The organism is Alteromonas stellipolaris, from assembly GCF_001562115.1.
Lineage (GTDB): Bacteria > Pseudomonadota > Gammaproteobacteria > Enterobacterales > Alteromonadaceae > Alteromonas > Alteromonas stellipolaris.
The window spans coordinates 3,409,920-3,435,383 of record NZ_CP013926.1 but is presented as its reverse complement, the minus strand read 5'-3'; the positions used below and the strand labels follow the sequence as shown (position 1 = coordinate 3,435,383).

Annotated in this window: 23 protein-coding genes; 11 read left to right on the top strand and 12 right to left on the bottom strand. The window is 43.8% G+C overall.

Going from position 1 to position 25,464, the window contains the following annotated elements; genetic code table 11:
- Nucleotides 1-104 precede the first annotated feature (104 nt).
- Nucleotides 105-1,349 (bottom strand): DEAD/DEAH box helicase, encoded by a 1,245-nt coding sequence (locus AVL57_RS14730; RefSeq protein WP_057790097.1) that lies wholly within the window; start codon nucleotides 1,347-1,349, stop codon nucleotides 105-107.
- 308 nt (nucleotides 1,350-1,657) lie between these two features.
- Between AVL57_RS14730 and AVL57_RS21055 the strand changes: the two genes are divergently transcribed.
- The 4 genes from AVL57_RS21055 (at nucleotide 1,658) to AVL57_RS14715 (ending at nucleotide 5,283) form a co-directional block, all read left to right on the top strand.
- Nucleotides 1,658-1,966, top strand: coding sequence for a DUF1272 domain-containing protein (locus AVL57_RS21055; protein ID WP_082604851.1), 309 nt, complete (start codon nucleotides 1,658-1,660; stop codon nucleotides 1,964-1,966).
- A 29-nt stretch (nucleotides 1,967-1,995) separates the two neighbouring features.
- Complete coding sequence (locus AVL57_RS14725) at nucleotides 1,996-2,889, top strand: EamA family transporter (RefSeq protein ID WP_057790099.1); 894 nt, start codon at nucleotides 1,996-1,998, stop codon at nucleotides 2,887-2,889.
- Nucleotides 2,889-3,950, top strand: coding sequence for a GlxA family transcriptional regulator (locus tag AVL57_RS14720; RefSeq protein WP_231518245.1), 1,062 nt, complete (start codon nucleotides 2,889-2,891; stop codon nucleotides 3,948-3,950). Before AVL57_RS14725 ends, AVL57_RS14720 begins: the two co-directional genes overlap by 1 nt.
- A 160-nt stretch (nucleotides 3,951-4,110) precedes the next feature.
- Nucleotides 4,111-5,283, top strand: a complete 1,173-nt coding sequence (locus AVL57_RS14715; protein ID WP_057790101.1) for a PQQ-dependent sugar dehydrogenase — start codon at nucleotides 4,111-4,113, stop codon at nucleotides 5,281-5,283.
- Between the two features lie 150 nt (nucleotides 5,284-5,433).
- Here the strand turns inward: AVL57_RS14715 and AVL57_RS14710 are convergent, their stop codons facing one another.
- From AVL57_RS14710 to AVL57_RS14700, 3 genes are all read right to left on the bottom strand, one after another.
- Entirely contained in the window at nucleotides 5,434-5,979 is a 546-nt protein-coding gene (locus AVL57_RS14710; RefSeq protein ID WP_057790103.1) for an invasion associated locus B family protein, read from the bottom strand.
- Nucleotides 5,980-6,051: 72 nt separating this feature from the next.
- Complete coding sequence (locus AVL57_RS14705) at nucleotides 6,052-7,281, bottom strand: nidogen-like domain-containing protein (protein WP_057790104.1); 1,230 nt, start codon at nucleotides 7,279-7,281, stop codon at nucleotides 6,052-6,054.
- 296 nt (nucleotides 7,282-7,577) lie between these two features.
- Entirely contained in the window at nucleotides 7,578-8,435 is an 858-nt protein-coding gene (locus AVL57_RS14700; RefSeq protein ID WP_057790106.1) for a PA4780 family RIO1-like protein kinase, read from the bottom strand.
- A gap of 197 nt (nucleotides 8,436-8,632) precedes the next feature.
- On the opposite strand from AVL57_RS14700, the gene nhaC reads away from it, so the two are divergent.
- Nucleotides 8,633-10,120: a Na+/H+ antiporter NhaC gene (gene nhaC, locus AVL57_RS14695; protein ID WP_057790108.1), complete on the top strand. Its 1,488-nt coding sequence runs from the start codon at nucleotides 8,633-8,635 to the stop codon at nucleotides 10,118-10,120.
- Nucleotides 10,121-10,283: 163 nt separating this feature from the next.
- Entirely contained in the window at nucleotides 10,284-11,402 is a 1,119-nt protein-coding gene (locus AVL57_RS14690; protein WP_057790111.1) for a zinc-binding dehydrogenase, read from the top strand.
- Between the two features lie 63 nt (nucleotides 11,403-11,465).
- Here the strand turns inward: AVL57_RS14690 and AVL57_RS14685 are convergent, their stop codons facing one another.
- Nucleotides 11,466-12,140, bottom strand: coding sequence for a nitroreductase family protein (locus AVL57_RS14685; protein WP_057790113.1), 675 nt, complete (start codon nucleotides 12,138-12,140; stop codon nucleotides 11,466-11,468).
- Between the two features lie 503 nt (nucleotides 12,141-12,643).
- Here AVL57_RS14685 and AVL57_RS14680 point away from each other — a divergent pair.
- Nucleotides 12,644-12,985, top strand: a complete 342-nt coding sequence (locus AVL57_RS14680; RefSeq protein WP_057790115.1) for a PBPRA1643 family SWIM/SEC-C metal-binding motif protein — start codon at nucleotides 12,644-12,646, stop codon at nucleotides 12,983-12,985.
- Nucleotides 12,986-13,062: 77 nt separating this feature from the next.
- On the opposite strand, the gene AVL57_RS14675 is transcribed toward AVL57_RS14680, so the two are convergent.
- The gene (locus AVL57_RS14675; RefSeq protein WP_082604853.1) at nucleotides 13,063-13,464 is read right to left on the bottom strand and encodes a hypothetical protein; all 402 of its coding nucleotides are present in this window, start codon (nucleotides 13,462-13,464) and stop codon (nucleotides 13,063-13,065) included.
- Nucleotides 13,464-15,134, bottom strand: a complete 1,671-nt coding sequence (locus AVL57_RS14670) for a S41 family peptidase (protein WP_057795984.1) — start codon at nucleotides 15,132-15,134, stop codon at nucleotides 13,464-13,466. Before AVL57_RS14670 ends, AVL57_RS14675 begins: the two co-directional genes overlap by 1 nt.
- Nucleotides 15,135-15,306: 172 nt before the next feature.
- Here AVL57_RS14670 and AVL57_RS14665 point away from each other — a divergent pair, with 172 nt between their 5' ends.
- The 3 genes from AVL57_RS14665 (at nucleotide 15,307) to AVL57_RS14655 (ending at nucleotide 17,707) form a co-directional block, all read left to right on the top strand.
- The gene (locus AVL57_RS14665) at nucleotides 15,307-15,804 is read left to right on the top strand and encodes a M48 metallopeptidase family protein (RefSeq protein ID WP_057790117.1); all 498 of its coding nucleotides are present in this window, start codon (nucleotides 15,307-15,309) and stop codon (nucleotides 15,802-15,804) included.
- A gap of 197 nt (nucleotides 15,805-16,001) precedes the next feature.
- Entirely contained in the window at nucleotides 16,002-17,096 is a 1,095-nt protein-coding gene (locus AVL57_RS14660; protein ID WP_057790120.1) for a YHYH protein, read from the top strand.
- Between the two features lie 59 nt (nucleotides 17,097-17,155).
- Nucleotides 17,156-17,707: a hypothetical protein gene (locus AVL57_RS14655; protein WP_057790122.1), complete on the top strand. Its 552-nt coding sequence runs from the start codon at nucleotides 17,156-17,158 to the stop codon at nucleotides 17,705-17,707.
- Between the two features lie 144 nt (nucleotides 17,708-17,851).
- Here AVL57_RS14655 and AVL57_RS14650 read toward each other — a convergent pair whose 3' ends face one another.
- Nucleotides 17,852-18,454 (bottom strand): LysE family translocator, encoded by a 603-nt coding sequence (locus AVL57_RS14650; RefSeq protein WP_057790124.1) that lies wholly within the window; start codon nucleotides 18,452-18,454, stop codon nucleotides 17,852-17,854.
- 258 nt (nucleotides 18,455-18,712) lie between these two features.
- Between AVL57_RS14650 and AVL57_RS14645 the strand changes: the two genes are divergently transcribed.
- On the top strand, nucleotides 18,713-20,137 hold the full coding sequence (locus AVL57_RS14645) for an aminotransferase-like domain-containing protein (RefSeq protein WP_057790126.1): 1,425 nt from the start codon (nucleotides 18,713-18,715) through the stop codon (nucleotides 20,135-20,137).
- A 71-nt stretch (nucleotides 20,138-20,208) separates the two neighbouring features.
- On the opposite strand, the gene AVL57_RS14640 is transcribed toward AVL57_RS14645, so the two are convergent.
- The 4 genes from AVL57_RS14640 to AVL57_RS14620 form a co-directional block, all read right to left on the bottom strand.
- The gene (locus AVL57_RS14640) at nucleotides 20,209-20,604 is read right to left on the bottom strand and encodes a hypothetical protein (protein ID WP_057790127.1); all 396 of its coding nucleotides are present in this window, start codon (nucleotides 20,602-20,604) and stop codon (nucleotides 20,209-20,211) included.
- 197 nt (nucleotides 20,605-20,801) lie between these two features.
- A complete protein-coding gene (locus AVL57_RS14635) occupies nucleotides 20,802-21,344 on the bottom strand; it encodes a hypothetical protein (RefSeq protein ID WP_057790129.1) in 543 nt (180 codons plus the stop codon).
- Between the two features lie 19 nt (nucleotides 21,345-21,363).
- Nucleotides 21,364-24,783: an nSTAND1 domain-containing NTPase gene (locus AVL57_RS14630; protein ID WP_057790131.1), complete on the bottom strand. Its 3,420-nt coding sequence runs from the start codon at nucleotides 24,781-24,783 to the stop codon at nucleotides 21,364-21,366.
- A 193-nt stretch (nucleotides 24,784-24,976) separates the two neighbouring features.
- Nucleotides 24,977-25,420 (bottom strand): ricin-type beta-trefoil lectin domain protein, encoded by a 444-nt coding sequence (locus tag AVL57_RS14620; RefSeq protein ID WP_057790135.1) that lies wholly within the window; start codon nucleotides 25,418-25,420, stop codon nucleotides 24,977-24,979.
- Nucleotides 25,421-25,464 lie beyond the last annotated feature (44 nt).

The following is a 25,464-nucleotide window of genomic DNA, read 5'->3' as shown; positions in this document are numbered from 1 at the left end:
TTTTTTCTTAGGCTATCTAAAGTGCTCTACCTGTTAAATGTACTCTGACCCCATTTTTTACTTGTTAAATGTACTCTGCCCCCATTTTTTCTTGATTCTATAAGCTAGCGGCGCTTTCTCCGTCCTTTCGATCTGCCTTTACCCTTAGGCTTATCGTCAGCTTCAAAATTCCCGTATAAGTCTTCCTCTACCTTAGCTGCAGGTGGCTTCGGTTTTGGTTTTGGCGCAAAACCGGAAATAAAGGTCTTTTTAAACTGTCTGCCAAGAAGGCGTTCTATTGACCTTAACTGTTTGGCTTCGTCGTCGCTGAATAGCGAAATAGCCAAGCCCTCTGACGACGCTCTGCCTGTACGACCAATTCTATGAATATAGTCTTCAGCTACATAGGGCAGGTCGACATTAATAACACAGGGCAATTGCTGAATATCGATACCTCTAGCGGCAAGGTCTGTTCCAATCAGAACCTTAAGGCTGCCATCTCTAAAACCATTTAACGCCAATGTGCGCGCTTGCTGCGTTCTATTTGCATGAATAGACTCTGCCGCAATGCCTTTCGCTTCAAGCTCGTTCCTTAAGCTATCCGCACCGCGTTTGGTGCGCGTAAATACCAATATTTGAGACCAGTCATTATTTTCAAGAAGATGAATAAGAAGCTCGTTTTTTCGCTCCTTGTCTACCGGATGCAATATTTGCGTGATCTTTTCGATGTGATCATTGGCCCTGGCTAACTCAATAGTCACAGGGGTATTTAGCATCGTGGTGGCGAGTGTTTTAATTTCTTTTGAAAACGTGGCTGAAAAGAGTAGCGTTTGACGTTGCTTAGGCAGTAGCTTTTGTATGTGATGAATATGGTCAATAAAGCCTAAGTCCAACATGCGGTCGGCTTCATCTAGCACCAATATTTCAAGATGGTCGAAGTTAATATCACCTTGTTCATATAAATCTAGCAAGCGCCCTGGTGTTGCAATAAGAATATCGACACCTTGCGCTAACGCATATTTTTGAGGCTCAATTCGCACGCCACCAAATACAGCCGTTGAGCGAATGTTTAGATTTTGGCTATATTGTTCAACGTTTTGAGCAACCTGCGCGGCAAGCTCGCGAGTAGGGGCAATAATAAGCGCCCTTATACCCTTGGTTTCTAGGCGCGGCTTGTCTACCAATAGCTGCAAAATGGGTAATGAAAAACTCGCGGTTTTCCCCGTTCCTGTTTGTGCAATCGCGATAAGGTCTTGCTTACTCAATATTGCTGGAATGGCTTCCTGCTGAATTGGGGAGGCTGAGGTATAGCCCTTTTCAGCAACGGTGTTTAAAAGTTCAGTACATAAGCCTAAATCGCTAAATGACATAAGAGGGAACCCTACAACGCTTTAAAATTGGCGCCATGATACTTGAATATAGGGGGCATAGTACACTGGCTAGCCAAAAGTACGTTATCTCCCAAAAAGTTCTTACTCTACTTAAAATTACTCAGGTTTCATTTCTGCGCTGCTTCTACTTGAAGACTATTCTTTTGAATTCTGTTTCTGTAATCCTGTTTCTAACTCATCATTTCTTAGTTATGTCCTTTTTGACCCGCTAAGATTAAGTTTTTGCCCTACCATCCATGTGCAAACAGGCATAATATCTTTATCAACAATCATCTAGGCATACCAGTATGTTGATACTTAAACCTAATTGCGAATGTTGTAATGCTTCATTACCTGCAAACTCATTAAAAGCTTACATTTGCACTTACGAATGTACATTTTGTGAAGATTGTTTAAGGGGAATATTGCAAGGGGTTTGCCCTAACTGCGGCGGTGACTTGCAAAGAAGGCCTATACGCCCTGAAAAAGCCTATCGGCCAGGGCTGGGTTTACAGCATCACAGTGCAAGTGAAGAGAGGGTAATAGGGCAACGTAGCGACCAAGAGATCACTACATTTGTAGACAAAATGAGACATATTCCGGCGCATCAGCGCTAATCAATTAATGGCAGCGAAAAGGGAAGGGTATGTTAGGTAAAGATTTATTGATCGCAATATTTATCGTGGTGATATGGGGCGTGAATTTCGTTGCCATTGCTTGGGGGTTAGAAGGTATGCCTCCTTTATTAATGGGCGGTTTACGCTTCTTACTGGTAGCTTCGGTGGGAGCGTTGTTTTTCAAACGACCCAACACCCCATTTATATGGTGGGTGGCCTATGCCGTGCCCATAAGCTTCCTGCAATTTGCATTTCTGTTTTCTGCTATGGCGTATGGTATGCCCGCCGGATTAGCGTCGCTTGCACTACAAGCACAGGCATTGTTTACCATGATTTTTGCGATGTTCTTCTTGAAAGAATCAATAAAAAATTATCAGGTGTGGGCCTTTTTTATTGCTGCGTTTGGCTTAACTTTTATTGCACTGAGTAAAGATGAACACAGCATTACTGCGCTGGGGTTCGGCTTAACGATGGCTGGCGCGGCAAGCTGGGCTTTGGGTAATATTAGCGCGAGAAGCATTAGCAATCGGGGTTTTAATTCGAACGTTAATTTAGTTGTGTGGAGTGCATGGGTACCGCCTATACCATTTTTCATCGGCAGTTATTTTATTGAAGGGCCCGAGCAAATTATCACCAGTTTAAGTGGGTTTAGTTGGGTGTCGTTTGGCGCGTTATTGTATTTGGCGGTTGGGGCCACTATTACGGGATATGGGCTTTGGAGTTACCTGCTAACTCGTTACCCCGCTGGCCAAATTGCCCCATTGTCGTTAGGGGTTCCTGTTGTAGGGCTAAGCTCTGCTGCGCTAATGCTTAATGAAAGCATAACGCCCATGCAGTGGTTAGGCATTATTTTGGTTTTATTTGGCCTGCTACTTAATACTTTTGGTGGTCGTTTTCGCCGTAAAGTAGCAGTGACTGTGTGATGGCTGAGTCTGGTAACACTCATGAAGCTCATACTTCTGAAGCTGGCACTCTCGGTTCTGGCGCTCTCGATATTGGCATTCTCGGCGCTGGCATAAGTACAAATGCCAATACTTGCACCGAAAATGACACTATTCCCATTTATATAGTATTACTACCAGAACTTTTGATGTTAGATGTGGTAGGGCCCGCAGAAGTGTTCGCTTATGCTAATCGCTACGGAAAAAACCATTTTAAACTACATTTTGTTGGGCCAGAAACCACGCTTAAAAACTCCCTTGGTATGCGCTTAACGGTAGACCCTCTACCAATAACCGTTGAACCGAACGCCTGGCTTTTAGTCACCGGCATGGTGGGTAACGAAATCAAGCTTGATACGACTCTGATGAAAAAGGTATGTGGGTGGTTAGCACAGCAGCAATTTTCCAAAGTGATCAGTGTTTGTGCGGGGGCGTTAGTGTTGGCGAAAGCGGGGCTGTTAAATAATAAAAAATGCACCACGCACTTTATGCATTGCAATGAGTTATCTGCTTTACTTACCGCTAAGCAAGTACTCGAAAATCGTTTGTTTGTGCAAGATGGTAATGTTTATACCAGCGCTGGCGTATCGGCTGGAATTGATTTGGCGCTTCACTTGGTACAGCAGCAAGTTGGCCCCCAAATATCAGCAAAGATAGCTAGGCAGATGGTATTGTTTATTCGCCGTGGTATGCAAGATCCTAGTTTGTCACCGTATTTGGAGCACAGAAACCATTTACAGCAAAGAATACATCGAATTCAAGATAAAATTCAGCAAGACCCTGCGAAAAATTGGAGTGTAGACGAACTGGCTGATTTAGGGCACTGCAGTAAACGCCACTTTGCGCGCATATTTAAAGACAGCACCGGCATTACCAGTAAAGAGTATATTTACAAATTGCGATTAAGTTTGGCCCAGCAATTATTGCAGCACTCGCCGTTGCAAGTAGAAGAAATAGCTCAGCGCTGTGGGTTTGAAGACTCAAGGCAGTTTAGGCGCCTTTGGGCTAGATATCACAACAGCCCGCCATCATCGTATCGGTAGATGAATAGCGTGCGATGAAACAAAGCAAAATTAGCCGATGTTAGCGCAAGTGAGCCGTAGCCAATAAACACGCGTAAACACCGTTATTAATTATTATTTGCGTGCCACATTATGGTGTGACGAGTATTACGCGAACCTTTTTTATAAGGTAACCACGACTATGCGAAAACGTATCACGCGACAAAAAATCACTCTTCTTATTACTATGCTAGCAACCTCCTTCGTTGCATTGGCTCAGTCAGACTTGCCCGTTAAGGTTGAAATGAAAGGTAGTAAGGGCACTATAATTGGTGGAGAAGCCATAGCCTCATTTAATAACCCTTGGGCAATGGCGTTTTTGCCTGATGGACATAGTTTAGTAACAGAAAAGGCTGGCACGCTGTGGTTGCTTGATAAGAGCCAACAGAAACGCTTTGCAGTAACCGGTACTCCCGACGTTACCGCGCGAGGGCAGGGCGGTTTAGGGGATGTCATTGTTCACCCTGATTTTAAAACGAATAGCACCATCTATATTTCTTACATAGAGCGCGATCCTAAAGACGATGCCTACAGCGGGGCAGTGATTGAGCGCGCAACGCTAACCATTTCTGATAGCGGTGCAAACTTGTCTGACAGAGAGCTTATTTGGCACCAATCCCCCAAAGTAACCGGAAATGGGCACTATTCGCATCGAATGGTAATTTCGCCGGATGGCTACTTGTTTATTACGTCTGGAGACAGACAAAAATTTACGCCAGCCCAAAATATGGCAATGAATTTGGGAAAAATATTGCGTTTAAACGCTGATGGTAGTGTGCCCCAAGATAATCCTTTTTATGGTAACGGTAGCGTGACAGAACAAATATGGACGCTAGGGCACCGCAACCCCCTCGGTATCGATTTTGATGAGGAGGGAAACTTGTGGTCCCACGAAATGGGCCCCCGTCATGGTGATGAGCTCAATATTGTTGAAAAAGCGCGCAACTATGGTTACCCCATCGTTTCGCAAGGCGACCATTATTCAGGCGTTAAAATACCAAACCACGAAGAGTTTCCTATTTATAAAGCACCAGAAAATGCGTGGGTACCTGCCATAAGTCCGGCGGGCTTTATTATTTATAAAGGTGATTTACATAAAGACTGGAAAGGCAATGGCTTCATAGGCGGTTTATCATCTGAAGCGTTAGTGCGTGTTACGTTTAGTCAAGACGGTCAAAAGTGGAGTGTGGAAGAAGCCGAGCGTTACGAATGGGGTAAACGGGTTCGTGAAGTGGAACAAGATGATATGGGCAACATATACGTACTTGAAGACAAAGAAGGCGGCCGCTTAATAAAACTTCAGCCGAATAATTAGCAGGTAAAAATGTGTTAGATTAAATTGAAAGAGCACAAAAAAGCCCGAGTAATTCGGGCTTTAATTACCTACCAATCCGTTAAAACGCGTAATGGGCATTCAGGCCTATAAAATCTATATCTACTGTTTTAGCCTGTTTCTTAATTGTTATTAGTTACCGTGAGTTAGCAATTTTTCGTAGGCTTGTGTGAAGCCACTTAAAGAAAAGGGGAGAGTGGTTTGTTCTTTTTCTGCATTCATAAAAGCAACCATAAAGCGCTCGCCCTTTTTAAGTTCTGCTAGCATGATTTCGTCTACAACAATGTTGGTTTCGCACACTTTAGTGTCACACTGCTGAATGCTAACTCGAACCGGCTTACCTTCATCTATTTTTATTCCTAAACCGAACTCTTTCTTTGCAGTGCTGCTAAATCTTAGAGTAAGAATAGGTTGTTTTTGTGCGGAAAGTGCAATGTTTATAGCACCTACAACGCCGGCCTTTTCGTTGTTGCGAGCAATCAATACTTGGCTAATGAAGCAATGCTTCTCTTTGCACTGATAGCTCCACCTTTCTGAAACACTGTTCTTCGAAGGCATTGGGGCATCAGTTGATGTAGAGCTTGAGTTGGGGGAAGTTTGAGCCCCAGCGTTTAGGGTGAAGAAGAGAAAAAGGGCGGCTAATGTCGCAACTTTGCTTTGCGATAATATGTAACTCATTGACAATTTCCAGGGTAAAAAGAAGGGGCTGTAAAGCCCCAAAAAATGCAAATAATATAAACTGCTAGCAGTTTATTTAGTTTTCCTACGAGCACGGATGGCGAATAATCCAAAAGCTGTTAGCAGAACGAAAAACATTCTAGGCTCACTGACTGATGTTGGGCTGGCAACAAATTCAGTGATAGGTGTTTGCGTCATAACCACATCGCCAGATTCAACAAATGATAAACCGGTAACAAATGCCAATGCATCGTCTGGGTCAATCATGTTCGTAGTGTCGATACCTAAAACGCGAAATTCAGTTACACCGTCAGGACCAAAGAAGTACTCTTGTTCAGCTGTTAAGTTGTCAGTGAACTCCCAGCCAGCAGAGCCGTTCAACCACAATTCGTAATCAGCATCGAAGCCAGTAGGCAAAATAACGGATGCCATGTTTGGGCCAGACTCCACCACATAGTCGTAACCAATCGCTACGTCAGGGTCGATAAATACCACTTCATTATCTGAAATACTAAACTCGAATTCCCAACTACCATCTACATCATCTGAAGGCATAAAAGGGTCAAGCTCAGTTCCTGTACCTTCGCTACCTGTTGGCGCAGTGGCTAGCGTTACTTCGCCATTACGGACAGAATATGCCCATATACCGTCCTCACCAACATTTGAGGTGTTAACGAGTTCTAAAATGTCAGCAGTACCGCTGCCTGGCAACGCGATAAACTCTTCGTTAGGTAGAAAAAATCCAGCTTCTGATTGCCCAAAAGTAAACGAATCAAGCGAGAACCCTTCATCGCGGTATGAAAGCTCGTCGTAGCGAAACTCTATATCTACGTCGCCAGCTTGGCCTGTATCGTCAGAGCGGTCGATGATTAATGCTTGAAAGGTATTTTGACGATTGGTTTCGTCGTCGCCGTTATAAAATGCATCTGTGCTCATGTCTAACCAAGTAACGGCGACAACACCCTCTGACGGTGAGCCAATATAAGTGTCACCGCAGCTGGCGCAATCGTAATTCCCTCGAGCCTCAAACACAGTCAGGCTAGTTACCATTGGTTCAAAGTTTGACTCACCGCCAAATAAATCGACGTTTCCGTTTGTAAATGCTCTAAATGTGTTGAAGTTTATTCCATCTATATTTACATCGAAAGGGAGGTTGAACGTAGGAGCAAACTCGGAAAACGTTTGGTCGGAACCATAGCCAGCTTCGCCTCCCATGCCCGAGATAATAACGTCAGCGTGAGACTGAAAAGAGAGTGCAGCAAAAGAGAGAGAGGCGGCAAGGAGTGTGTTCTTAAATTTCATTATAAATTATATCCTTATAGTTAATTTTTTGTTTTTATTCATGGTGTAGCGCGCCGAGAGATAGCGAATTCCATGCCACAAGGTAACTATCTGATTTATAATAGGTAATTTTTATCATTTGATGTGAATGATAAAAATGTGTAAGTAAAGCTGACAGTATAAGTTATTGATTGTATTAAATTTAATCAATTTGGGGTAGGCGTAGCGGAGGGCGGTGAAATTTATAGAGCGTAGACCAAAGAGGCCGAGTACATTTCTTTTAAAAAATGATTCTGCCTCATTGTTTTATCCGTCTATTAGTTATCATCATCTGAAAAATTAATGCGGGCTAAGCGCTCTTGCTCTTCATCAGCAGCGGCTTGTATTTCTTCTAGTATTGCGTCTACGTCAGCATCCTCGCTGTCATCTTCAAACTCACCGGTAAGCACCGAGTTAGGGGTTAGGTTGGCTTCTTCAAACAGCGCCCACATTTCTTTCGCGTAATTAGTTTGCAAAAGATCGGGGGCAAACTCGCCGTAATAACGACGAATATTGTTAACGTCGCGGGCAAACATGGCCTCGGCATTATTATTGGCCGAAGCATTAACCGCTTGGGGCAAATCGATGATCACCGGCCCGTTGTTGTCAACAAGTACATTAAATTCGGATAAATCGCCATGAATAATACCCGCGCACAGCATGAGCATAATGTTGTGCATCATGATTTTATGCTGTTCTATGGCGTCTTCTTTGCTAAAGCTAACGTGCCCTAATTGGGGGGCTACATCGCCGTGTTCATCCGACACCAGCTCCATCAGCAGCACGCCGTCTATACAGCAGTATGTATCTGGTACACGCACGCCCGCTTCGTTCAAGCGTGATAGGGCATCCACCTCTGCTGTTTGCCAAATTTCTTCTTCTATTTGGCGACCGTAGCTAGAACGTTTACCCATGGCGCGTGCCTGGCGTCCGCCTCTTACTTTTCGGCCTTCTTGATACTGCGCCGCTTTTTTGAAGCTGCGTTTAACGGCATCTTTATAAACCTTTGCACAGCGAATATGTTCACCGCAGCGAACAACAAAAACATCGGCTTCTTTCCCGCTCATCAAGCGGCTTAGTACTTCATCGATTAAACCATCATCGACAAGAGGTTGGAGGCGTTTAGGTATTTTCACTCATTGCCTGCTAAATGGTGTTGTGTTTTCATCATTGTTTATAAAGGTGCTCTATGTATTTATTCAATTTGCTTAACTAGTATACCAGTGTTGAAAACTAAGAGCAGTGATGCAATGACACTTTTTTCCAGCCGATCTGTTAACAGTTAATACCCGTATCTGATTTAGGAATGGATTTCTAAATAACGGACATCGACATGAATGATAAGCAACCTGTCACACCTAGTTTGTTACTTGCCTTAACTCCTGTGGTGTTAACCCTGATTATTTTGGGTACACAAATTTTCTACTTCGGGGTATTCGAGCCTCATATTCCTCTTACCCTCGGTTTAGCGCTAACCAGTTTAGTTGGCATGTATTTAGGCCTCACTTGGGTAGACATCCGAGAAGGTATCTTCCACGTTGTTCATGTTGCATTACCATCGGTATCGGTCTTGATAACCGTTGGTATGATTATCGGAGTTTGGATAGCCAGCGGAACCGTACCCACCATCATTTATTACGGTCTAAAAGCGCTTTCTCCTGAAATTTTCTTGGCTGCTGGCATGATTATATGTGCAGTAGTGTCGGTTTCCCTAGGCACCAGTTGGGGAAGTGTCGGTACAGTAGGGCTGGCATTAATGGGTATCGGTGAAGGCTTCGATATTCCCATGTATTGGACCGCCGGAGCGGTTGTTTCCGGCGCTTTTTTTGGTGATAAAGTATCGCCGTTGTCTGACACTACCAACCTTGCCCCAGCAGTGACGGGCACCGATGTGTTTTCTCATATTAAGAATATGATGGCCACCACTATTCCTGCCATGTTAATTGCGCTGGCTATTTATGTGGCTGTTGGCTTTTTCGTTATCGATACACAAAGCGTTTCATTTGCGAAGATTGCGGGTATTACGAACGCGCTAGAAGACAATTTCTATATTTCTCCTTGGGCACTATTACCCGCTGTTGTTGTAATGGCGTTGGCACTTAAGAAATGCCCGCCATTGCCCTCGCTTTTTGCTGGTGTAGTGGTGGGGAGTGCTATGGCAATGATTACCCAAGGGCAAAATTTGCAGTCGGTCTTTGATTTTGCAAATAACGGATATTCAATTGAAACCGGCATTGCAGAGATAGACGGTTTATTAAATCGCGGTGGCATACAGTCGATGATGTGGACCATTTCGCTTGTATTAATTGCGCTGGGCTTTGGTGGCGCGCTTGAAACTACAGGGTGTTTGCGAAGTATTATTAATGCAATAAAAAGTAAAGCAACCACATTTGCAGGCACACAAACTGCCGCAGTTGGAACCGCATTTGCGACTAACTTGGTAGCTGGCGACCCTTATTTGTCTGTGGCGTTACCCGGGCGTATGTACTCACCGGTGTATCGTGGAATGGGATATTCTACCTTGAACCTTGCCAGGGGAATTGAAGAGGGTGGCACATTGATGTCGCCACTTATTCCATGGAATGCGGGTGGGGCATTTGTTATTTCTGCACTGGGGCTTGGCGTATCGGGCGATAATCTAGAAAATCTTTTGTATATACCCTTGGCCTTTGCATGTTGGACCGCACCGTTAATAGGCATTTTTTATGCGTATACAGGGCTGTTTTCTCCAAAGGCGACCGATGAAGAACGTGAACGTTGGGAGAGTTCCGGCGAAGCAATTGCTGAATTTAACGAAGATGGATCGCCCAAAACGGATTAAATAATGGGGTCAGAGTACTTTTTCATAAAACGGACTCTGACCCCGTTATTTTTCTATAACTCATCTGCACCTATATATATTACCAATATAAATATTACTGATGTTAACGACATGTTAGCTTAGCTCACACGTAGATCTTGATTAACATAGCGAGACAACCAAAATGAATAAATCCAAACAGCTTTTTACTCTTATCAAGTCGGAAGGCGAACTAGAGGTATCTATTAAAGAGGTAGACGTCCCTGAGCCTAAGCCCCACGAAGTTATCGTTCGTATGGAAGCCTCTCCTATCAATCCTTCTGATATGTGGCCCATGTTCGGCCCTGCCAGCCTTGATAAAGCCACCTTTGATGCCAGCAAAAATGCGTTGGTGGCACCGGTCCATAAATCAATGTTGATGCGTATTAAGTCGCGCCTTGATCAAACTTTACCTATCGGTAACGAAGGTGCGGGAACGGTTGTTGGGGCTGGCGATAGCCCTGAAGCTCAGGCGTTAATGGGCAAAACTGTTTCTATTCTTACTGGTGCCGCGTACACAGAGTATGCATGTGTTCCTGCCCAGGCGTGTTTGCCGCACATGGAAAGCACAACGGCGCAGCAAGCAGCGTCTTCGTTTGTAAATCCGTTGACTGCATTGGGTATGGTAGAAACCATGCGTATGGAAGGTCACAAAGCCTTAGTACATACCGCAGCGGCATCTAACTTGGGCCAAATGCTAAACAAAATCTGCCTAGAAGAAGGCGTAGATTTGGTTAACATTGTGCGTAGTCAGCAACAGGTCGATATTCTTAAAGATTTAGGCGCTAAAATTGTGCTTGATTCTACCAGTGAGAATTTCAAAGCAGAGCTTTATCAAGCCATCGATAAAACGGGCGCTACGCTGGCCTTCGATGCTATTGGCGGCGGCGAATTAGTCAGCGACATTCTTACCATGATGGAAGCGTCTGGCAGTAAAGATGCTAAAGGCTTCAATACTTATGGTTCAGACAGCAACAAGCAAGTTTATATCTACGGCGGCTTAGACTTCTCTCCAACTATTCTAAATCGCGCATTTGGCATGACATGGGGAATTGGTGGCTGGTTGCTAATGCGCTTCTTAGGCAAACTAGACAAAAAACGTGTAGGTGCACTTTATCAGAAAGTTGCTGCTGAAATTAACACTACTTTTGCGTCTTCATATACCAAAGAGTTAACCCTTGAGGAAGCACTACAGCCTGAAAATGTGGCCTTATACAATGCTAAGAAAACAGGCGAGAAATACCTTATTGTTCCCAACAAGTAGATAAATAATGGGGTCAGAGTCAATTATTTGTAAAAGTACTCTGCCCCCATTTTATTCATTCTATCAAAGAAAGCTGGCGATACTTTCAAGTGATTTCTTATGCTTAGCGTGAGCCGGAATGGTGGCGTCGGCTGCAGGATAGCCGGCAATGATTAGCATATAAGCTCGTTCATTTTCTGGCCGGTTACACACTTGCGTTAAAAAGTTCATGGGCTTTGGGGTATGAGTTAACGTAGCCAAACCCGCATTGTGCAAGGCAGTGATCAGCATTCCAACCGCAATGCCTACCGATTCGTGAACGTAATAATTCTGGCGCTTATCTCCGCTTTCTGTTTCACCAGACTTCTGGCTAAATACGGCAATAAGCCAAGGTGCCAATTCCAAATAGGGTTTGCTTGCGTCTGTGCCTAATGGTTTGAGGTCTTGAAGCCACTGCTCTCCAGCACGCCCCTCATAAAACCCACGCTCATGGGCTTCAGCTTGCTCCCTTACTTTTTGTTTCACGGTAGAAGAGTTAATCGCCGCAAAATGCCAAGGCTGATGATTGGCGCCGCTCGGTGCAGTGCCCGCCGTTAGTAGGCAATTTTCGATAATTTTTTTGTCTACAGGCCTGTCGCTAAAATGGCGAATGCTGTGCCTGCGTTGCATGGTTTGCAAGAAATCAGCGCTGCGCGACATCATTTCATTTTCTGGATATTCAATAAAGTCATCTAGCGGTGAGTGGTCGTGTGGTTGCATGTTGTAGTCTTATTTCCAGAATTAATGGGTTCAGAATATAGTAACCACGCACATTAACCGAATACATCAGCTGAGTACATTAGTCAGAGCGCTTTAGATGAAATTTGCGTTTTATTCAACAGCGTCGAGGCTTGAAGATCTGCCTTCCCATAGTCTTCCTTCCCGCTTGTATTTTGTTATAAAGGCTACGTTAATCGCAGGTAGATTGTGTGTGAGCTTCGCACTTGTAGTAGAATACGCATAAGCAAATCATCACTTAGTAATTATGGTGTGTTATTTAACCTTAATTTCAGATAAGCAACGCCTGTAAGCCAAGTTTTCCTCTCTGTTTTTACCGCCCAGCATGGATTGAAAATAGATAGCCAATAGTTCACTAATTGAAATGTTTGGTCGGAATCACTGCGTTTTGATATTCCTTATCCAAGGTTTAGGTTAGTTAGCTAATTTTTGTGACGATTGAATGATGATACCCACTTTCTACTTTTAAATATTTGGAACACCAAATGTCAGATAAATTTTTTTTTAAAGGTCGTAAAGACGCCCGTCAAACGACCCTAACATACGGTTATGAAAGAAACGCTAGCCGTATTGCAGGCAGTAAAAAATACCCGCTTAAATTAGTGGTAACCAATGAAGCTCGAAAACAAGAAGTAGATGCATTAGTGGCTGAAGCTGGTTTGTATGCCGATATTACCGTTGATACAAAGGAAGGCGCGGTAGAATCTATACAAGAATTAACAGTGCTTCTTAATAAAAAGGGCACTGTAACTGTAGAGAAAGTTCCTGCACGTAACGAACCCTGTATTTGCGGTAGCGGCAAAAAGTATAAGAAGTGCTGCGGTTAGTAAGAATCTAAATTAATGGTGTCAGAGTACGTTATTGCTTTGCTTGAAAAGTACTCTGATCCCATTTTTGCCCTTTTTTATTTGCAACTTATACCAGAAAGCGTTTCGGTTTCACCGGTTTGATTGTTGCGTAAAATACAATGCTTACCATCGGTCAGCAAAGTAAACGTAAACGCAGGGTTGTTGTGCCTTCCTTCAATAGGTAATCTTCGCTCATCCATATGTGCTTTACGCTCAATGCTGACCAGCGAAGACTCAGAAAAAACATCGTCGGCAAGGGTAATTTTTAGCCCGCCAAACCAACTGCTTATTTTACTCTCAATTTGCTGTTTTTGCGCTAAGTTCAAGTTGCTAGCATAAGCTACAACTAAGTCGATTTCTTGGTTGGGCGCGGTGGTTGCGCAACCACTTGCGAAGGCAAGTGGAATGGCAACTAAACCTATTACAGCGTTAATCATGAGGGGCTTATTAAGCGCCATTATTTGCGCTCCTCAATAACAGGTTCGTTAATTTTATTATGTAAAATTAACGTTTCTCTTTGTGTGTTTGGGTTGTCGATGGCTAGCAAAGCGCTTCCTTGAGCTTGAGCGTTTTCCGAAGTACTCGCCATATTCTCTTTACCGGTCGAAGCATCGGCTAAATCTTCTACTGAAGTCACTACTGGGCAATTTCCTGTCGCAGAATATCCTAACGCTGCTGCCAACATACCTTCTTCGGGGTTGCCTAGTGCTGCTGTAAAGTCGTCCTCTACAGCACAACCTGGTAGTTCAAAGTCGAAGTTTGGTGAATCTGTTGGCATAAAGCCGTCGGCATAATCACCAAACCCTTTATTATTCACGCCTTGGAATTGAATAGTAAAATAGGTTTCGCCGCAGTTGTCGGTAGGGTAAAAACCATAGGGTTTGCCACAGGTAGTGGATCCTATTTGAACCACATCTACATCTATACCACGTAAGGCGTTCATTACCGCTTCACTGGCAGAACATGTTGAACCTGTGGTGATCACATATACGCGAGTGAGTGACAAGCTAGGCAACAAGGTACTGGTTAATACGCCTGCATTGTAGTCTATTTCATTGCGGTAAAATGGTGTGGATTGTAGCGCCTCTCCGGTCACTGGGTTCGTTGTTGTGCTCTTATCATTAAAGCGGGTGGTTTCGAAAATAGCGTTATTGGTTTGGCTTGGCCCCGCAACCATATAAGAAACCTGAGAAGCCAGTGCTAACAAGCCACCACCGTTGTAACGCAAATCTATAACCAGTTCGGTTACGTTCTCGTTTACGAATAAGTCAAACGCATCGATAAGATCATCTTGGGCCGTGCGAATAAACGTATTGAACTGAAAGTAGCCAGTTTTACCGTTTGTAGTGTCAAAAATGTTCACATTTTGCACCGGCGCTACGCTTATATCAGAAGATGTGATATCTACCACCAGTGGACTGCCATCAATAAGTTCGAACTCGAAGCTAGTTACCGTGCCTGCGTTGTCGGGGAAAAGTGCGGCGTTAATGGCATCTACACCGCTTTGGCTGTTGTCGTTAACGAAATCAATCCCGTTAATTGTAATCAATGAAGCGCCGCGAGGAACATTGGCTAACGCTGCGGGAGAGTCTGGTTCAGTAAATCGAACCACAAGCTCACGGGGCGAAGTGTTAGCAACAAACTCCCAGTCAAAGCCGTAGCCAGAAGAGACACCGGTTTGGGTTAGTTCGTTGTATTCAGCGGTATCCTGAGAAAAGTGAAAGTTATCTTTTGCAGTTCCGCTTGGGGTTAATTCGTTGCTTTTTAATTGATTGAAGTAGCCTAATACCGAAAAGTTATCTGGGTTGTTGTCATCAACTTCGTCGTACCAAAGGTAGGTATCGTTAGTCCATGAACGTAGCCATAACTTTTCTTCTAGTGCTGAGCCTTGCGAATCAGGGTAAGCACTACCCGTAAAAGGATCTGTGCCTGTTCTTGGTGTTTCACACTTTGCGATGAACGTTGACTGTGATTCAAAAACACCGGGCTCCCATGACGGCCCGCTGCTAACAGGTGGTGTAGTTGTTACGGGTGTAACTGTGTTACCGCCACTCCCTCCGCCGCCACAACCACTTAAAATGGCAACAGTTACTGCAAGAGCAATACCAGTATATTTACGCGCGTTCATCAGCATAGATTTCCCTTATCTAGTCGGCCAACAAAACGCAGGCCTTCGAATTAAATAAATACTGCCACATCAGGATAGACCTGACTATATAGTAACTTTAAATTAATGTGGGGATTCGATAGAGGCTTGATTGGGATTCCTTTATAATTGTGCGTACTAAGGAGAAAGTGAAGTGAGTGACTACGCACGATATTTTAATGGCTACCCTGCAAGTGTTGTTGCGCAAGCACTTCAACTAATAGCTGACAACAAGTTAAGCAATTACCTCGTTAAAAAATACCCCAATGCGCATACTATAACGACCGATAAGTTACTTTATAATTATGCTACCGACCTTAAAAAGCGTTATGTAAAAAATGCGCCCCCATTTGGCCGAGCGGCCTTTAAAAAGCAAGGTGATATGGTTACTAATGCCTTAGGTACGCATACCTATCGTATGCAGGGTAAAACACGTAAACATGACTTAGCCATTAACAGCGACTTATTGCACGCCCCCGAACCATTATTAAAGGCGCTAGTGGTACATGAACTTGCTCATTTCAAAGAAAAAGATCACAACAAGGGCTTCTATCAACTTTGTTGTTATATGGAGCCGGATTACCACCAGTTAGAACTAGATTTACGTTTGTTTTGTGTTGTGGTTGCTATGGGCGAAAATCCTTACCGATAAGTTCTCACGACAGAATGTCAGTATGTCAGAAGTATTTACCCGCCAGTGCCGCCATCATATCTTAGTCACGTATTGATCAGTCATGTGCGTTACAGCACTTACGAAATGTGCAATTACTGTGAAGTTTTCCTTTCAAACTCCCAAAACTAAAAAATTAGGCATACCATCTCATTCTGGGAATTAAAAGGTTTGCCAATATGCATAGTGTTAAAGTGTTTCTAATTGCGTTCATATTCTCTGTAACCTTAGTTGGTTGTGGTGGGTCAAGTGATGATACAAGTGTTGTGGATGAGGTCATTGTCGATGATGATACGCAAGATGATTCTGTAGACGACACAGTGGATGACGAGATAACTACTTACTACAACGTAGATTTATTTACCGTATTACCACTTACCGAGAACGAAGTGAGCTGTACCCTTGAAAACGGCAGCGAAACCACCTGTTATGAGCTAACCTTTGCAGCCAATACCGTGGGTGATACCGAAGGTGAGGGGACCGTTGGGCCTTATTGCCCCGATTCCATATCTACGCCTAGAATTGAAGCTGGTTTAGGAGTTTACGACGGTGAAACCAACCCTGGCTTTCAATCGCTAGTTGATGCGGCACAAGGAATGGACGCAGACGGCTACGATATTGTTGATGAGGATGGGAATATTCGCTCTGGTGGCGGTGGCGACTTCAGTTACTGTTTATCTATGGCTTTCGACTCAAGTTTAACAGTAACGTATTTAATTCCCGTCACCCCAGAATTTCGCTCTGAAGCCTATTATATTCCTACCGTTGGCAGTATCGGTTTAGGTATTAATGGTATTCCAATTAAAGGCGATCCGCCCAGTGTGACAACTGCTGAAGCGGGTATTGGTGGCACAGGTAGCGGAAACATCCCCGCGTTAGATCATTGCGGTGGTCATGCTGATCCTGCCGGGTATTATCATTGGCACTTTATTCCTCAATCTATCAATACGGTGTTCGATGCACCAGAATACAACTTCACTAATCTGTACGGCATTAGTTGTACCAATACTTATATTGAATACGAAGATCACGCTGCGTTTGCGGGCTTAGCGAAAGACGGTTTTCCTATCTACGCTGCTTACGATCTGATTGACGGGACCAACACCCTTCCTGCTGATGTAGCCACTATTGATGAGTGTAATGGCCATACCCATGCCACCGAAGAGTTCCCAGATGGCGCATACCATTACCATGCATTAGAAACGGGGGCGCCAACTGTACCGGTCTGTTTGATGGGAAGCTACGTCGATAGAAACGACTTCTCTGTTCAATAACCTCAAATTGATGCCTTATGCCCTTAGATATATCGGCATAAGGCTTACAGGTGCTGCAAATGCGTAAAAAAGTTAAATTTATCTTATTGATTTGTGCATTGATGTTTTCAGGCGTAAGTAATGCGCACGATAGCAATATTGCCACTTTTCAAATTCGTCATTTAGATGATGGCCGCTGGATATATGAAGTAATGACGCCACTGTACGGTATCGACCAGTCGCTTATTGCCAGCAGTAGCGACAAGGCCAAGTTAAAGACAATATCAAAAGACAGCACGGCGTATAAGCAACGATTAGTGGCCCACATTAAACAAGCCTTTGATGTGAAGGCGTTTAGCCGAGGTGAAAAAACGCAAGAAGTCATCAAAAGCCAATTACATTTGGGCGAAGGCAAAATAAAACTCGATGATCATTTGTCGGTGTTTATCTTTGAAATTCTCGGTATGCCAGAAAATGTTACGCAGTTGAATTTTAGTATCAGCAATATGGCTAACAACGACTCACAGAACAATATTTTACGATTGATAGATGGCGCGAAGAACAAAAGGTACTTGTTGAATCATAAAAACAATTTTAGTGGGGTAGATAAAGGCTTCTTTTTCGCGCCTTAATGCTTTTTTAAAACGGGTTTAGCCGCAGCAAGTTATCCTTAGCTTACTTGCAAGCCAAAGCGGCTAAACCATTTTTATCAGGGCGTTGGTATGGGGGAGTCCATCGTCTAGTCGTTAACATACTCTCATGTTCTTTACTGCTTTTCACACAATCAAAAACAAGGTAGCAGCGGTGGCTGCGGCCATGGTGAAGTTGAAACGCTTTCTGCGCATGGGCGAGCTAAGCCAAATTTTAATTTTTGCGCCCACGGCAGCCCATATTGAAATACACGGAAAACCGATTAAGGCAAACGCTAACACAATAGCTAATCCAGATTCTGCATAGTGTTCGCCAGGTAACGTAAATGTGCCCACGCTAGCCAATGCCATCATCCACGCTTTAGGGTTAATTAATTGAAATAATGCGCCTTCCCACCATTTTAGTGGCCCTTGTCGGGTGGTTTTCTTAATTTCAATTTCATCAGTAGGGGCGGTAGCAATTTTTATAGCCAGCCACAATAAATAAGTAATGCCCAGTACTTTTAGTACGGTATACAAGGCGGGAAATAAGGTGAAAAGTGCCCCTACACCCAACAGCGTACTAATCATTAGGCCTGCTACGCCAATAACAATTCCGATCATATGCGGAATCGACTTTTTGTAACCGTACTGCGCCCCTGATGCCAATAGCATTAGGTTATTGGGCCCCGGCGTTACTGTGCTAACAAAAGCAAACGTGGCCAGTGCAAAAAGTAACGAAGTTTCCATGGTAATCCTTTCTCTATTCTTTATTCAAACTAATAAGTGACAGTTGAGTAGCAGATTAATCAGCGTTACTCATAACGCCAAAGAATAGTACGGTGAAATGTGTGTATGCATTAGAGCCAAAAGTGCTAAAAGTTTGCCATACAGATACGCGTTTTAGGCGACTGTATGCTCTATAACCATTACAACTGTATGGTAAATTATGGTGATAATTTAAGGTATAGTTATCTGTATGGGGATAGTCTGTATTGAGAAATATAAATGACACTGTATGAGTCGCTTGCGAGTGAACTAAAAGCGCAAATAGATCGCGGCCTATTTGGGGAAGGGGATAAGCTTCCCTCGGTAAGGCAATTGTCTGCAGAGCATCACGTTAGCATCGCTACCGTGCAAGAAGCCTATCGGGTTTTAGAGTCTCAAATGTACGTTGAAGCGAAGCCTAAATCAGGCTATTTCGTATCGTCAAATTCCACATTGAATAACACGCCTAAAATGACCAAGCCGCCGCAACGGCCTATGGATGTGTCTCAGTGGGAAGATGTACTCAACATGTTGTTGAATACGTTCAACAAAGACAGTGATATTGAAACGCGATGCCAGTTCCAGCACGCCATGCCTAATATGACCGCTAAAACCCTTAAGCCACTAACAAAGCGCCTGCATGAGCTAACGAAAAACCGGCCACTTGATGGCATGGTGTATGGTGATGTGAAGGGCGATCGCAATCTCAGGAAGCAGCTTAGCCGACTTACCGCAGCCTCGGGTTGCAGACTACAGTCTGACGAGTTCATTGTTACCTCTGGTTGCCAAGAAGCATTGTCGGTATGCCTTCGTGCGGTAGCCGATGCGGGTGATGTGATTGTGGTTGAATCACCAGGCTTTTACGGTGCCATGCAAGCGATAAAAGGTGCGAATTTAAAAGCACTAGAAATACCTACCGACTCCGAAACTGGCTTGAGTTTAGATGCCCTAAAGCTGGCACTAGATCAGTGGCCTGTGAAAGCTATTCTAGTAGCCCCTACCGTCAATAATCCTCAAGGCTTTGTTATGCCTGATGATAAGAAAAAAGCGCTTTACGATATGGCACGAGAATACGATGTCGCTATTATTGAAGACGATATTTATGGCGACATTGCCTATTCATATCCGCGGCCCAGAACGGTTAAATCGTTTGACGAGGATGGTCGAGTATTGCTGTGTTCGTCGTTTTCAAAAACGCTGGCGCCGGGGTTTAGAGTAGGGTGGATAGCTCCCGGAAGCTTCAGGAACAAAGTACTTCATGCAAAGTATGTTAGCAGTTCCATGTGCCCCACATTGCCTCAGTTAGCTATAGCAAGCTACATTGAGCAAGGCGGTTACGATAAACACATACGTGCAATGCGCCACTATTATTTAAGTGCAAGAGATGCACTTAGGGCAGATATAAAGCGTTATTTCCCCACAGATACCTGTGTGAGTTACCCACAAGGTGGCTACGTACTTTGGGTTGAATTAAATACGAAATATGACGCGGTTAAACTGGCAGATAAAGCCAAAGAATATGGTATTTATATTGCGCCAGGGCAGCTTTTTTCGGCTACAGGGAAGTACCGAAATTGCTTACGCTTCAACTTTATTGACGGCTCACAGGAAGTTCGCACTGAGAGTATAAAATTGCTTGGTGCACTGATTGAGACATTAGCCTAAATAAGAAAGGCAAGAAAGCATTATGTGTTTGGTAACAAACGTACCAAACACACAATGTTGGGGGCGTAAAGTTAGTCTTTACTATCACATTCGCTTACGTCACCACCCATTTTCTTCTTCATTGCAATACATGCTTCACGCACTTTCTCAGCGCCAGCATCCATCATCTCTGCACCCTTCTCTTTACCATCTTCATACGCGTCAGACGCCATATCTTTGCCATCTTCATACGCATCAGAGGCCATGTCTTTGCCGTCTTCATAAGCACTTGATGCTGAATCTTTAGTCTCGTCCCAAGCATCAACTGTTTTTTCTTTTGCTTCTTTGTAGCCTTCAGCTGTCGCGTCGCCAGCTTTCTCCATTTCCATCATGGCTTCTTTTTTGGCTTCTTCTGCTGACTCTTCGTTTGACTCAGAACAGCCTACAATAGTAAGTAATAATGCTAACGCAATTGCTTTGTTTTTCATGGTGAAACTCCTTTTGCCGAATTTAGTGCAAGTATTAAGGTTAGTAAAAATGTTGCATTCATCTATTAGCGCAAAACCAGATTATGCAGCTAGCTTATATAACTAATATTTGATATTGCCAGTCTAGCTTAAATAACCCTTAAAGTGTAAAGAGTATTATTCTCACCCACTAGTTTTTGTTCTAACAAATCTCATCGTTACACAGGTTGAATCTCAATTTGTGGGTCGCAGTTAATTTTATCAACAGTGAGTTTCTTGGTGAGTTGCGATTGGTAAGTATGTTGTACCCATACATCCAGCGCCAGCGCGCAGGAGTTTAGGCTTTTCCAACCTTTCGCCGTTTTATATTGCATTTTATCGGTTAAGAAGAATGAAACGCTGTGGTTTTCCCAACTTTGCATTTCGAATCTCTGGCCTCGGCCAATGTAGTCTTCTTTTTCACCAGCTCGGCGAGCATGGATCCAAGCGAATTTATAGCCGGATTTCTCGAGCTTATTACCCGATGCTGTTTGATTTAATATGATAGTGATTTTCACATACCCCTCGTCAAACTTGCTTTGCGGTATTATTAACTTTCCGTTTGTATAGTCTTCTCCTTCGTATTTGAAAAAGTAGGCTTCCCCCTCTTCAGTGCCTTCGCCCTCTTTTAATGTCTGAGCTAAAAGGTTTTCGGTAAATACTGATAAATATAAGGTGTAGCTGTGCGCCTTTTTTTGACTAAGATCATCTTGATGGTTCATCTGAAACTCCTTTCAGGGGTTAAATGTCGTCTTGAGCGCGATTAACGGCGTCTGTTAACTGAGGATGTAAATACCCTTGTTTTTGCAGACCTAGCAGCACATCTTTAGCCGCACTTCGCTTAGATGACACAAGTAAAAAATAGAATTCAGTTAATGAATCATTCATATCTTTCGATGGTTTGTTAGTGTGCGCTGATGTGAAATGTGCGAGGGCTAAGCTTTCACTTTCTCCTTTGCCTACATCTTTCCCGGTATCCTTACCAATAGTGCAGGAGTGATAACTGCATTTTAAATGCAGTTCCCAAAGTAGGCGCGGGGTAGACTCACTATTGAAGTCTAGGGATGGCTTAGCAATATCTAATATCACCCGTGAATGTTCGCGGTCTTCGAACCCCAATTTCACACTGTAAATTTTTTGTTTTATAGGCAGATTTTTAGTTTTTTTATATGCACCACGAGTGAGGTTAAGCAGTTCTGGGTCAGGTTTCTTTTCTTGTGTGTCGAAGAGCAAATGATAATCCCAATAGAAGAACATTAATGTAGCAACTTTGGTCATCCAGGCTTCATTTTCAGGTTCTTGTTTAGCCAGTTTTTGTGCCAGTACTACACCGTCGTTTATTGTTTTTTCTGCACCAGGCTTGTTGCCAACCGCCATTTGGGCTTGTATCAGCAAATTAGCAGATGACAAGGTTTGATAGGCAATGTTGTAGTCTTCAGGGTTTTCTAGTAGCAACTTACCAGCAAGGGTATAGGCTTCTTGTGCCAGTTGCTCGGCGTCTTTAAATTCAAAAGTTTGAAAGGCGACAGCCACTAGCCCCAATAAAGAACCTCGCAGCGAAGTTTGAACTTCACTATGATTAGGTTGCGAAATTAGCATTTTGCGTTTTAAAGCGATGGAATCACGGAAGCTTTGGCTGGCTTTTTGGTATTGGGAAATACGAAGCGCTAAACTACCAATATTGTGTTGAGCAGAACTCACTTCCAGCATCCACTTGGGATTTAGCTCATCAAGCGCTAACAGTTGTTGTGAGTAGTTAAGGTACTTCGTCCACTCTTCAATGGTAGTGGTATAGTTTTGTTTAAAGTAGGCGATGACGCCAATCCAATAATGAATATTCCCTTTTAAGAACAGCACCTGCTCGCTAGTTTGTGCTGTACCTTGTGAAGTCGCATTTGCTGAAACTATGCCATCTAGTGCCGTTTCTTGCGACAAGCCAAAGGACGGTTTTAGTGGCAGAGTGTCCTGCTTATTCAAAATATTTAACGCTTGAGATAACTGTTCGCCGGCATGATCGAACTCTCCTCGGTTAATGTTTATTTCGGCTAAAAGCTTCAACGAGTTGGCTTGCCTTAGCCCATCACCGGTTTCAATACCTGCATAATAATCTAATGTTTTTTGCCCAACGCCTTCGAGTACGTCCAGCTTTCCTATGGGCTCTAACTGACTGCGTAAGTCGCCCAGCATGTAATCGACTAAGCTTTCAGCTTTGTTTCGCAGTACCTGTGCTTGTTGACTTTGTTCAACGGCTAGCTGAGTTTGATTATTGCTATAAATAGCCAGGCCCGTTGTGGCCACAGCCAATATCGCTAGCGCGGCGATGGCCGTGGTTTTATAGCGCTGCGTTTTTTTATGCTGGCCTTCAGACAGGCGAATGAATAGTGTTTCCTGCGGTGTTAAGTGCAAGTGGGGTTGTTTGGCCATCCAGCGAGCGTCGTCTAACTTTCTGCCAGAGGGCAGCAACATGTCTTGAGGTTTGCCCGCATTTAACCAGCGACTGCAATCTGTAATTAGCTCCGTTCTTTTTAGCAACGCCGCACGGTTTTTTTGTGCCCAGTCGGTAATGCGATCCCAGTGTTTTAATAAGGCTTCATGGGCAACACAAACGCGCTTATTGCTTTTCACATCAGGGGCCGGATTATTAGAAGCATGTTCATTGGCTGCAATGTCAGACTCGGTAACAAATAATCGAGCATCAACAAACTGCTGAATAAAGGCTAAGTCGTTCTCATCACTGAATTGCTCAAACGGTACTTTTCTAGCAATTAAGCCGGTTTGATTAACATCGTTAACGCTTACCAACTCGTGCATTACGCTCTTCCAACTCGCTTTAGCTGTGTCGCTCATACCTTGGTAAGTACTTTCGGCTTGTTGCGCTATTGCGCCTTCTAAACCGCCAATGTCGGCAAAGGCAGAAAACAGCAGCGTGTTTTCTTTGTCGCGACGCTGGTAAAGCAAGTCTAGGGTGAACTCCATTAAGGGCAGTGCATCGGGGTGCCCAATCGCCGCTTCTAGCAATACCTCATCAAGCTTTTCTCCCGTTTGTAGGTTTTCTTCAAAGCTAAGCCCTGCGGAAAGTGCCGGCAGGCGTATCATACGGGCAATATCTGTAGCATTTGGAGGTTGAAGATCGTATTGCTGGCCTTCGTCTTTAAGCCCTGCGAACCCCTCTAATTCCATGCTGTTGGCGTAGAAGTCGTTTCGTAACGACACAATTAGAATAAGGCGCTGGGTTTTTACTAGCACGGTTAAAAAGCTAATTAAGCTAGCCGCGTCATCTTTCGACAAGTTTGCGTCTTGCAACACTTGCTCAAATTGGTCGATAACAATTAGATTGTTAGGGCGTGCTACTGGCTGAGTTGATGGCGCATTGTCGTTTAATTCAGTATTGCTATCATTTTCTTTAAGCAGTGCTTTTAAGTGGGACGGGTGTTGGCTTAGGTCATAGGCATGGGCGTCTAAATTCCAAGTATCAACCAGCATGCCCATATCGTTAAGGGCACCTAATAACTGCCTGAATATACTACTGGCTTTGCCGCGGGTAGGGGTGATAACGGTGTAGTGCTGCACTTTTATACCCGCCAAACCTTCACTTCGGGTAATAAAGGGAATAACGCCAGCACGCAGCAATGATGATTTACCGCTGCCGCTTTTCCCCATTAATAATAAGAAGCTGAAGTTATCATCCATTGCTTGGTTGAGGTGATGAACCACTTCAGCAATAGCTTTGTTTCTACCAAAGAAAATAGCCGCGTGCTGGGGTTGAAAAGTTTGTAATCCCAGATACGGTGAGCCTTGGTTCCACTGAGTGAGTTTTTGAAGGTTGCCCCACCGCTGACGTTCGTCTAATCGCACCACCTTCGCAATAATACGGTAGCCTCGGCGCTGAACGGTTTCTATGTATGAAGGTTGCCTTGAATTATCGCCAAGCTTCTTGCGTAACATAGCAATGCATTTTTGTACCGGGGCATCGCCATAAAACGTACCTTGCCAGAATTCTATAAGCAGTTGTTCGGTACTTATCACCTCGCCCGCATGGGCTGACAGGTAGGCAAGCACGTCCATCATCTTAGGTTCTAGGTGAACAGATGTGTTGTTACGAGACAGGGAATTCAGCGATGTATTGACTTCCCAGTCACCAAGTTGAAAGGTTTCGCTCATGTCTACAGATATCCCATATCCAAGACAGACTGAACTCCAACCCCTTGATGGTTCTTTTTTTTGGGTCATCAATTTGCCATGTATAAGTCTAAACCGAGCGGGTGAGTTTGCAAGACTATTCATCGATTCTAAGGTTTTAAGTAGGTTGAGCCCTGCCGCAAAAAACTCTGCGGCAGAAGCCAATACGCCATGATTAATCCAGCTGGGCTACTTCGATGCTATTGTTTGTGGGAGTGTCTAAGTGATTCAGAATAACGAAGTCGTAAGCGGTGTAACCGCGTTTAATGGACGTATTACATCGGGCAAGCGTTAAGGTACTTCTGCCTTGCGGTGAAGTTAGACATTTTCCACTTCGTTGATTTTTAATCTTGCCAGAGCTTGTTATTGTCCAAGTATCGTAACTATCTATGCGGCAGGTTTCATAAGTTAATACATTGGTGCCCTTACGATTATGGCCGTAGGTCGACAAGCACTTAGTTTCATCGCTGTTATAAATAACCATTTGCTGCGGCGCATCTAGATTGTTATTCACCACACCCACTTTGTTCAACTCGTTAAAATTTGCTGCCTGAACGGCCGTGAATAGGAATACTGCAGGAAGTAGGCTAAAGGCTGCTTTTCTAATGACGTTTTTCATTATCGTTTCCTTTTTCTATAAATTTCGATAGTAAATTTAGGGTC

Excerpts from the sequence above, each read along its gene's own strand:
- AVL57_RS14635 (WP_057790129.1), bottom strand. The coding sequence starts at position 21,344 with ATGAACCATCAAGATGATCTTAGTCAAAAAAAGGCGCACAGCTACACC.
- AVL57_RS14720 (WP_231518245.1), top strand. The coding sequence starts at position 2,889 with ATGGCTGAGTCTGGTAACACTCATGAAGCTCATACTTCTGAAGCTGGC.
- AVL57_RS14630 (WP_057790131.1), bottom strand. The coding sequence starts at position 24,783 with ATGAGCGAAACCTTTCAACTTGGTGACTGGGAAGTCAATACATCGCTG.
- AVL57_RS14715 (WP_057790101.1), top strand. The coding sequence starts at position 4,111 with ATGCGAAAACGTATCACGCGACAAAAAATCACTCTTCTTATTACTATG.
- AVL57_RS14670 (WP_057795984.1), bottom strand. The coding sequence starts at position 15,134 with ATGAACGCGCGTAAATATACTGGTATTGCTCTTGCAGTAACTGTTGCC.
- AVL57_RS14690 (WP_057790111.1), top strand. The coding sequence starts at position 10,284 with ATGAATAAATCCAAACAGCTTTTTACTCTTATCAAGTCGGAAGGCGAA.
- AVL57_RS14675 (WP_082604853.1), bottom strand. The coding sequence starts at position 13,464 with ATGGCGCTTAATAAGCCCCTCATGATTAACGCTGTAATAGGTTTAGTT.
- AVL57_RS14730 (WP_057790097.1), bottom strand. The coding sequence starts at position 1,349 with ATGTCATTTAGCGATTTAGGCTTATGTACTGAACTTTTAAACACCGTT.
- nhaC (WP_057790108.1), top strand. The coding sequence starts at position 8,633 with ATGAATGATAAGCAACCTGTCACACCTAGTTTGTTACTTGCCTTAACT.
- AVL57_RS14645 (WP_057790126.1), top strand. The coding sequence starts at position 18,713 with ATGACACTGTATGAGTCGCTTGCGAGTGAACTAAAAGCGCAAATAGAT.
- AVL57_RS14655 (WP_057790122.1), top strand. The coding sequence starts at position 17,156 with ATGCGTAAAAAAGTTAAATTTATCTTATTGATTTGTGCATTGATGTTT.
- AVL57_RS14710 (WP_057790103.1), bottom strand. The coding sequence starts at position 5,979 with ATGAGTTACATATTATCGCAAAGCAAAGTTGCGACATTAGCCGCCCTT.
- AVL57_RS14705 (WP_057790104.1), bottom strand. The coding sequence starts at position 7,281 with ATGAAATTTAAGAACACACTCCTTGCCGCCTCTCTCTCTTTTGCTGCA.
- AVL57_RS14680 (WP_057790115.1), top strand. The coding sequence starts at position 12,644 with ATGTCAGATAAATTTTTTTTTAAAGGTCGTAAAGACGCCCGTCAAACG.
- AVL57_RS14725 (WP_057790099.1), top strand. The coding sequence starts at position 1,996 with ATGTTAGGTAAAGATTTATTGATCGCAATATTTATCGTGGTGATATGG.
- AVL57_RS21055 (WP_082604851.1), top strand. The coding sequence starts at position 1,658 with ATGTTGATACTTAAACCTAATTGCGAATGTTGTAATGCTTCATTACCT.
- AVL57_RS14620 (WP_057790135.1), bottom strand. The coding sequence starts at position 25,420 with ATGAAAAACGTCATTAGAAAAGCAGCCTTTAGCCTACTTCCTGCAGTA.
- AVL57_RS14640 (WP_057790127.1), bottom strand. The coding sequence starts at position 20,604 with ATGAAAAACAAAGCAATTGCGTTAGCATTATTACTTACTATTGTAGGC.
- AVL57_RS14650 (WP_057790124.1), bottom strand. The coding sequence starts at position 18,454 with ATGGAAACTTCGTTACTTTTTGCACTGGCCACGTTTGCTTTTGTTAGC.
- AVL57_RS14685 (WP_057790113.1), bottom strand. The coding sequence starts at position 12,140 with ATGCAACCACACGACCACTCACCGCTAGATGACTTTATTGAATATCCA.
- AVL57_RS14660 (WP_057790120.1), top strand. The coding sequence starts at position 16,002 with ATGCATAGTGTTAAAGTGTTTCTAATTGCGTTCATATTCTCTGTAACC.